Annotated in this window: 7 protein-coding genes, 1 tRNA gene and 1 pseudogene; 1 reads left to right on the top strand and 8 read right to left on the bottom strand. The window is 54.0% G+C overall.

Going from position 1 to position 8,679, the window contains the following annotated elements:
* Positions 1–468: pseudogene (locus AC2FNB_RS12000) on the bottom strand (IS6 family transposase); the annotation flags it as partial.
* On the opposite strand from AC2FNB_RS12000, the gene AC2FNB_RS11995 reads away from it, so the two are divergent.
* Complete coding sequence (locus AC2FNB_RS11995; RefSeq protein WP_496746564.1) at positions 449–802, top strand: hypothetical protein; 354 nt, start codon at positions 449–451, stop codon at positions 800–802. The pseudogene AC2FNB_RS12000 and the gene AC2FNB_RS11995 overlap by 20 nt on opposite strands.
* Before the next feature lie 416 nt (positions 803–1,218).
* On the opposite strand, the gene AC2FNB_RS11990 is transcribed toward AC2FNB_RS11995, so the two are convergent.
* From AC2FNB_RS11990 to AC2FNB_RS11960, 7 genes are all read right to left on the bottom strand, one after another.
* Positions 1,219–1,308, bottom strand: a tRNA-Ser gene (locus AC2FNB_RS11990).
* Positions 1,309–1,363: 55 nt separating this feature from the next.
* Complete coding sequence (locus tag AC2FNB_RS11985; RefSeq protein WP_496746562.1) at positions 1,364–2,086, bottom strand: alanyl-tRNA editing protein; 723 nt, start codon at positions 2,084–2,086, stop codon at positions 1,364–1,366.
* Positions 2,076–4,514 (bottom strand): DUF3772 domain-containing protein, encoded by a 2,439-nt coding sequence (locus AC2FNB_RS11980; protein WP_496746560.1) that lies wholly within the window; start codon positions 4,512–4,514, stop codon positions 2,076–2,078. Before AC2FNB_RS11980 ends, AC2FNB_RS11985 begins: the two co-directional genes overlap by 11 nt.
* Positions 4,514–5,548 carry a cysteine synthase A gene (locus AC2FNB_RS11975; protein WP_480750566.1) on the bottom strand — a complete coding sequence of 345 codons (1,035 nt, stop codon included), beginning with the start codon at positions 5,546–5,548 and terminating at the stop codon, positions 4,514–4,516. The genes AC2FNB_RS11980 and AC2FNB_RS11975 overlap by 1 nt, the downstream gene beginning before the upstream one ends.
* Before the next feature lie 79 nt (positions 5,549–5,627).
* The gene (locus tag AC2FNB_RS11970; RefSeq protein WP_496746558.1) at positions 5,628–6,749 is read right to left on the bottom strand and encodes an NUDIX domain-containing protein; all 1,122 of its coding nucleotides are present in this window, start codon (positions 6,747–6,749) and stop codon (positions 5,628–5,630) included.
* 31 nt (positions 6,750–6,780) lie between these two features.
* Entirely contained in the window at positions 6,781–7,221 is a 441-nt protein-coding gene (locus AC2FNB_RS11965) for a TrgA family protein (RefSeq protein WP_496746557.1), read from the bottom strand.
* A 15-nt stretch (positions 7,222–7,236) separates the two neighbouring features.
* Entirely contained in the window at positions 7,237–8,445 is a 1,209-nt protein-coding gene (locus tag AC2FNB_RS11960) for a class I SAM-dependent methyltransferase (RefSeq protein ID WP_480750563.1), read from the bottom strand.
* Between the last annotated feature and the right edge of the window lie 234 nt (positions 8,446–8,679).

The following is an 8,679-nucleotide window of genomic DNA, read 5'->3' as shown; positions in this document are numbered from 1 at the left end:
GCGTCGGAACGAGCGTGGCGGTATGAGTTTGCGTTGAGTTGATATCGGCGGGGACGGAAGATCAGGTTGATTTGGTCATGCGCGGACAGAAATCTCTGAGCCTGCAGGTGAAACTTGAACTTGCCGAATAGCTTCTCTCTTTTGCGGGTTGCTCAGTGCGAGACTTCGATCGCGTTGTTGAGACCTTTGTGGGTGCGATGGTCAGCGTCCGGTGCCAGTGTTTTGATCGGTTTGACATAGCTGCGCAGTTTGTCCATCGCCCGGCAGTGCATTGCGAATGCAATGTCACGAGAGCGGGATAACGACCCTGGGTTCGCCGAATTTGGCAACCGGCCCTCTGAAGAAGCGCTTTGCAGCTTTGGCATTTCGGCGAGTTTGCACGAGAATGTCGAGCACGTCGCCATTGGCGGCGATCGCATGCCACAACCAGTGCTTCTTGCCACGGATCATGATCACGACTTCGTCCAGCCACACCGCACAAACCGAGATCGAGGCTGGCAGCCGCAACGCACCCCGCCCCGATCCAACCCTGATCCGCGCCCTGCGGGATGCCGATGCAATGCTGGACCGGGATATATCTGGAGCACCGATCCTCGAGGCTGCCCCGCCCACACCACATCGCCGCCGCCTCAACCGTCTGGCTTTTCTTGCCCCTGATCTGCAAAAGGCAATTCTCGAGGGCCGGCAGTCAAAAGAAATGACCCTCGCCCGGCTTATGAAGCACGGCATCCCACATGCCTGGACCGATCAGCACCACCTGTTTGGCTCCCCGCTGGCACCCGAAGCGCATTCCGCACCCTGACAATGGACAACCACATGCACCCGGCATGGACCTGAAACCACCTGTTATTGCCACTAATTCACCTGTTATTGCCACTAATTCACCTGTTATCGCCACTAAATCACCTGTTATTGCGCTTTAACAGGAAAGTGGATTTTATCCATCGCAAGCCCATGTAATCACACGATAGTTTCCAAGGCGGCAGCCGCCAATCCTCGGTTTCGACCTGTTACTAGCCTCAAAAAAGCAGAATTTCCCTGTTCCTGACCAAACTCACCCGGCCTCCCGGCAGCAAAGACCGGCGCGCAAACACGCCCCAAAACAGCCCGGAGAACCGGCGCATAAACTCAAGAAGAACAGGAAACGGCGGCAAATACCACGCCGTTTCAGAGGCTTGGAAAGCGCGCAGGCAAACAGATAATTGTTCGGGGTCTGGGTGGCGGAGAGACAGGGATTCGAACCCTGGAGACGGTTTCCCGCCTACACACTTTCCAGGCGTGCGCCTTCGACCACTCGGCCACCTCTCCATGCCGGGGTTATTTGGACGATTGGATTGGAATTTGCAAGGGTAGATTCCAGTGTTTATTCATCAAGATGCAAGTAGACACGCCGGTTTCGTTTGCCTTTTTTCTCTATCTTTCCCAGCCTGATACGCCCGATTTCGGCAGTTCGAGCCACATGGGTGCCACCACAGGGCTGCAGATCGATCTGCTGGTCTCCCTGACCGATTCTAACCAGTCTGATCTTCCCGGCTCCTCTGGGGGGAGAAACGGACATCGTTTTGACCAAACCAGGATTGGCATCCAGTTCCTGATCCGTGATCCAATCCTCGGTTACTGGCAGATCTCTGTCGATCAGCGACTGCAACATACATTCGAGCGCTTCCTTGTTCTGCGGCGCCTCCGGCATATCGAAATCCAGTCGCCCCTTTTGGGCCGCGATCGCCCCTCCGGACACATCCAGAGGAATCACTACAGACAAAAGATGTAGTGCGGTGTGAACCCGCATGTGGCCAAAACGTCGTTCCCAGTCCAATTCCTGCCGGATCTCAGCCCCAACCGGCGGTAATGGGCTGACGTCCGTCGGCACCAAAACGATACTGTCACCCTCGCCTTTGACAGTTGTTCGGATATCTGCAGATTCAGCGCCCCAGATCAGACGCCCCGCATCTCCTGGTTGACCACCGCCCGTTGCATAGAACAGACTTCGATCAAGTATAATTCCTCCTGTCTCGGTCAAACCAGTTACGTGAGCAGTGGCCCGACGCATATAGGCGTCCTGGCGGAATAAGAGTTCAGTGTTCATCACCCTCCCCCGCCTCCATGTCGACCTCTGTCATTTGAGCTGGTTTGGTCTGGGCCGTCCCCTTGGCCGGTTCAGTTTCGTCCCTGGTGGGATCAGGCGAAGGGCTATCCCGGTGTTGCAAGACTTCCGGATTGCGCAGCCAGACATCGCGCTGCGCAAACGGGATTTCGATGCCTTCTTCCGCAAAGCGCCGGTTTATTTCGTGATTCATGTCGGATTTCACCGACAACATCCAATTCACGTCACGCAAAATCGCGCGAATTTCGAAATCCAGCGAGTCCGCACCGAACCTCTGAAACACGACGCTGGGTGCAGGGTTGGCCAGAACCATTGGGTGCGCATTGGCGATTTCGCCAAGAATTTTTTCAACTTTGCGAGTATCTGTCCCGTAGGCAACGCCAACCGGAACGATGACGCGCCCAACTGTGTTTCCACGCGTATAGTTTGTGACAACTCCACTGATCAGATCCGAATTCGGGACTATCACATCGGAACGATCAAAAGTTTCAATCCGCGTTGAGCGAACGGAGATGTCACGCACATACCCCATCATTCCATTGACATCGATCCAGTCGCCTTTGGAAATAGGGCGTTCGACCAGAAGAATGATGCCAGAAACAAAATTCGAGACAATCGTCTGAAGCCCGAAGCCAATACCAACGGACAACGCACCGGCAACAATTGCCAGATTGGACAGATCGAAACCCGCAACAGTAATCGCCACCAGGGCGGCCAGAAAGATTCCGACATACCCCGTTCCGGCGACAATGGCGTTCTGGCCTCCCGGATCAATCTTGGTTTTGGGCAGAAGGGAGTTCCGCAACCCGCCCTGCAGCAGTCGTGTCAGACCGAACCCGATTGCGAATATAGCGATGAATGTCAGGAAGTTTTTGGGTGAGATCGTGATACCACCGATGTCCAATCCCAACAGCATGCGAGACCAAAGTTCTCGCAGATCGGCTTCGCGGGCACCCCAGTACAGCGCAAGGATCGGAAGCGCCATGATCGACAGGAAAAACCCTATTAGCACTGTAAAGAGCGAATCCTTCGCAGAATCGCCTTGCCCGCTTATCCACCCGTATACGCTTCCCATAAAGCGTTGAAGAATAACGAATGCCGCGATCAAAGCTAATGTCTTTACCGCAGGAAACACGATCCCTTCAGCGGCATTGGAATAGCCCAAGGCCGCTAGAATTGGTGAGGCAATACCAAGCAGGAACAGACCGCGACGCAAGGTTTCTATCAATTGGCTGAAGCCAGCGGCGCGTACCGATGTTTTTACACCCTCGTCATTGTCGAGTACTTCGCTCTGGCGAATCTGCCGCATCCGCAACAAAACCAGAGAGGTCGCCACAATGGCTGGAAAACCGGCGACAGCGCGTGTGGCATCAGAAATGTTTTCGATCTGTTCGAAGAGATTCACTAGATCATGCAGAACCAGCAAAACGGCCAGAAGCCCAATATGCACCCGAAGTTCGCTAATCTGCGCCGCTGAAAGTCTTTGGAAATGATTGGACGATCCCATCAGGAAAATTTGGCGTCCGATCCAGTCGAAATAGAGGATTGCTGCTGCCCAGTATGGAACTTTTTCAAGTAAAAGTGTGCCACGCAGCCCCATGATTCCACTCAATGACACAGCTGTGGTCAAACACAAAACACCCGCCCATGGCAAAAAGATACGAAAAAGCGATACTACAAACGTCCAAACACCTGAGCCGCTTCCGCCGAGAGAGCGCAGATAGGCACCAAACCTTTCGACCCACCGTTTACCGCGCCATAAAAGAACAAACGCGATGAGAACAAGAATTACAATGGCCGGCGCGCGCTCCTGAAACCGTTCACGCGCGACATCGGTCCTGATATTGGTAAGGATTTCGTTGACCAGAGCATGCGACGCCTTGCTGATATCGGCCCAGGCACTCGGCCAGTATTTCGGATTTAACGGCGACGGGCCGCGAGACAGCAGTTCTTTGGTTTGTCTCTCGCGAATAATGCGGTCAATCTCGTTGATTAGCCCGTTTGCGCGATTGTAAGCCTCTTCTGAAATGATCCTCGGAACACGTAACTTGTCTAGTTGATTTTCCAAGTGGGTGCGCAACCGCGCAATATCTGGTGGTTCTTCAGACCCGTCTTCGGGTTTCGGACCAAGAGCTTTGATCTGGCTTTCAAGTGTATGAATCCGGTCTGTATTGGCGCTGCGGGCCTTATTGAACGCATCCCGGTAAGTACTGATTTCAGTCCGCAGGTTTTCCATCGCTGCGTTCGAAGCCCGGTCGGCCTTAACAACGCCTTCCGCACGATCCGCCGTCTTGACCCACCCACGATAGTATTCGGACTGAGTTTCCGACAGCTGCGCTTCGGCCAGACTGAACAAGCCAAACGCCAGAATTGCAATTGCCCCGAACAGATTCCGGCCTAGCCAGGACATCATACGTCCTCAAACACACCCGGAATACTGCGGGGCGCTTCAGTCATCCAATCAGGAACCGGCAACTCCTTTTCACGCAAGAATTCCGGATTGAACAGTTTCGATTGATAGCGGGTTCCATAGTCGCACAAAACGGTCACAATCGTATTGCCCGGCCCCATGTCTTTTGCCATGCGGACAGCACCCGCGATGTTGATCGCTGTCGACCCACCCATCACCAGCCCCTCTTCGCGCAACAGATCGAAGATGTATGGCAACGCCTCGGCATCCGGCACCTGATAGGTAAAATCGGGTTTGAACCCTTCGAGATTCCGCGTGATCCGAACCTGGCCGATACCTTCGGCGATGGACCCCCCCTCCATCGCCAATTCGCCGGTGGTATAATAACTGTAGAGTGCAGCACCCATCGGATCTGCAAGACCGATCTTGACGCCCTTTGGTTGCAACGCCTCTGCCACGCCGGCCAGCGTTCCACCCGATCCCACGGCACAGATGAATCCGTCAACCTTGCCGTCGGTTTGCTCCCATATTTCAGGGCCCGTTGTTTCCACATGCGCCTGACGGTTGGCTAGGTTGTCGAACTGGTTGGCCCAGATCGCACCATTGGGTTCAGTTTTGTTAAGCTCCTCTGCTAGACGCCTGGAATAGTGCACAAAGTTGTTGGGGTTGCGATAGGGTGCGGCGGGCACCTGCACCAACTGCGCGCCGGCCAGTCGCAACATATCCTTTTTTTCTTCCGACTGGGTCTCGGGAATAACAATCACTGTCCTGAATCCCATCGACGCTCCGACCAAAGCCAGCCCGATGCCAGTATTGCCCGCCGTTCCCTCGACGATCGTGCCACCGGGTTTCAGATCTCCGCGCGCGATGGCATCACGTATGATGAACAATGCGGCGCGGTCCTTGACCGACTGACCGGGGTTCATGAACTCGGCCTTGCCGAGAACTTCGCAGCCCGTTTCCTCGCTGACGCGGCGCAGCCGGATCAATGGTGTTTTTCCGACGGCATCCGCCAGGTCGCGTGCAATGCGCATAGGTCCCTCTTTCGGTCAGTTTGGAGAACAGATGTAGCGTTGCCCCCGCGCAATCTCAAGCGGTCTGAAATGACCTCTGCTAATTCACTTCACGCAATCTCTCTCGGTTTCGAAACAACCAATGCGCCAATGTCAAAAGCTGCAAATTCTTAACTCGGTGGCTATCGACCATTTCGATTAGTTCCTTAAATGAAAGAATGCGGCTTCTGATATCCTCACCTTCCGAGGCCAGACCACCATTGTCTGCGGTCTTTGTCAGGTCGGTTAATCCTACAAACAAATGTGCGTACTCGGTTGACGATCCGGTTGAGGAATAGGCGCCCCCCGCATATTCGAGACGATCCAAAGCGATGTGAGCCTCCTCCAGCGCCTCGCGGAGTGCAGTTTCCACGGGCGTCTCTCCAGGGTCAATCATGCCCGCAACGGGCTCCCATACCCAGGGTTCCGGATCGCCAATCATGTAGACAGGTGCACGGAATTGCTCGATTAGCAGCACCGTATCCCGGATCGGGTCGTAAGGCAAAACAACCGCAGCCTGCCCTGTCATCAGGGAGTTTCGACTGATTACCGGTCCCAAGGTGCCATCGTGCTGCCGGTGCTGAAGCAGAACCTCTTGCATGCCAAAATACTCGAAATACGGGTAGTTCCGTCGATGCAGAACTACATCCCGACTGACATCCCGCAGATCACCCGTGCGTCGTTTCTTCGCGGCCACTTGCGCCCAGGCCCGCATTCGGATTGCACCAAAATTCCTGTCGATCTCCTCGGAGGTTGCACGACCAAAATAGGCCATCACCTCCTCTGCCGCATATAAGGTCATTTCTCCCCATTGATCCACCCATTGCTGCAACGACCAACGATTTCCACGCGACCAGCGACCTGGTTCAGGAAAAAAGATCTGGGCATTCTGCTGCGAGCCGTTGGGTAGCCGCAAATTGCGGGATTCCAGATCATAGGCAAAGCCGCCCTCGTAGAAAACCAGGCGCTGAATGTCTTCTTCTGACAACCCCCGAACCAACACTCCCTCAGCCTGTGCCTCTGGCTCCTCAATAATGACGGGAAAGACTTGGTCTTTTACTTCGTATACCGCGTGACCTCCCAGTGACGCAGGTGTTAAATCAATGGTTGCCAAGTCCCGCCCCAGCACACGTTCCAGCAATGGCGCAAAGCGAAGCGTTCCGTAAAAAAACAGTTCAGTCACAGATTCGAGCTTTCAGTGGTTATGACCGCGTTTACCGCCAGCGTTTCCAGGCCGCCTCAGTAAGCACTCCAGACAATACACCGCCAATCAGTAACGTCCAGATGATATGCGGCACGAGCAACTGCTGCCCGAATTCGACTCCTAGTGTAAAGATCGCTAATACAGCTTCGAACGGGCCGTCAAAACGGTGCCGCATGGCAAGCCTGAACATTTCGTTGGTTCCCTGAACGAACAGTCCCCAGAACACCAGCGCGGCCATTCCTGTCAGGCCATTGTTGATAGCCCAGGTGGCGCCCCGGCCCGCGCGCCGACCCATGATGACCCAACCACAAATGATCCCCAAGCCAATATTCACGTAGGTGAATTTTCCGAAATTAGTGCCTTCTGGAGCTTGATCAATGATCTGCCCGGACACGACAAATGCGAGCACGGCCAGACAAAGGGCTGCGACAAGACGAGAAGCTGTGGGCATGAGCGGTATCCGGCTTTAGTTCGGTCTGGCAACTGTGATCTGTGTCACATCGCAAATGCCGGTGTCAAAGGCTGCGCCGCAGGAGGTGAGATAAAAATTCCACATGCGGCGAAAACGCTCATCAAACCCCATGGCGGAAATCTGATCCCACCTGTCATTGAAGGTCTCGTACCAGCGGCGAAGGGTCAAATCATAGCTTTTGCCGAATTCCTTTGACCGCACAAAACACAACCCCGCCCCGTCAATTTGTTGGCGAAGGACGGCAGGGGCGGGCAACATTCCACCGGGAAAAATGTATTTCTGAATGAAATCGATGCTGTTCCTATAAATTTCCCAACGTTTGTCCGCGACGGTTATGATCTGCAACGTGGCCGATCCTCCGGGTTTCAGACAATCGCGCAACGCATTGAAATAAACCGGCCAGTACTTTTGCCCTACCGCCTCGAACATTTCGATTGATGCAATACCGTCATACGAACCTTTCTCGTCACGATAATCCTGCATCTTAAAATCAACGAGATCGGAAAGTCCTGCATTATCAATACGTTCCGATGCATAGCTGAACTGCTCTTCACTAATTGTCAGTCCCGTCACACGCAACCCCCGCTCCTTGGCTGCGTATTCAGCGAACCCCCCCCATCCACAGCCAATTTCCAGAATATGATCTCCAGGTTTGGCCCCCATTTCGTCGACCAAACTGGCGTATTTGGCCGTCTGTGCTGTTTCCAGACTTTCCTGCCCGGTTTCGAAAATCGCACTGGAATACGTCATCGTTTCATCAAGCCAGAGGCTGTAGAAATCATTGCCCAGATCATAATGGTACGAGATGTTCTTTCTCGCCTGCTGCTTGTGATTGCGTTGCAGCCAGAACCGAAATTGCTCATAGGCCCGCGCCAGGAAATGACCGGGAAACCCGTCATAAACAGTTTCATTGTCGAGATTGACCAGATCCATGAATGATCTCAGATCAGGCGTGCTCCATTCTTCATCAAGATAGGCGTCCGAAAATCCAAGATCGCCCTCGCGTATCAGTCGCGCAAACACATCTGGATGATGAATGTCGATCCGGGCAACTGGCCCCGGTTTCGTTCCTTCGGCCCGAAACACGCGCCCATCTGGCAATCCAATGTCCAACCGGCCGGCTTTCATGCCATCCAGCATTTTCATGACTTGAGTGAAGTATCGCGGCAGGTTCTCCTGCCCTTCAGTCGATGTCAGGACCATCCGCTCTCCCCGCTGCGAAGTGCTAACAGGCTAGAAGGAGATTGGATTTCTGGCAAGATTTGTCTTTTCTACTTTTTTTAACCTCAAACGGAGAGTGGATGAGTGTGGATTTATCCTTCTAATAGCCAACAGAACGACTGAATCAGCAGGAAGTTTTCGCGCGGTGGCAGTGGAGCTGAAAGCTGATCCGTGCGCGCTTCATATCTTACGATTTGCCGAAACGCGCGGCAGCGG

This window comes from Ruegeria sp. BHSB058, from assembly GCF_059613285.1.
Note: the sequence above shows the minus strand (reverse complement) of the source record. Positions and strands in the feature narration are given on the sequence as shown.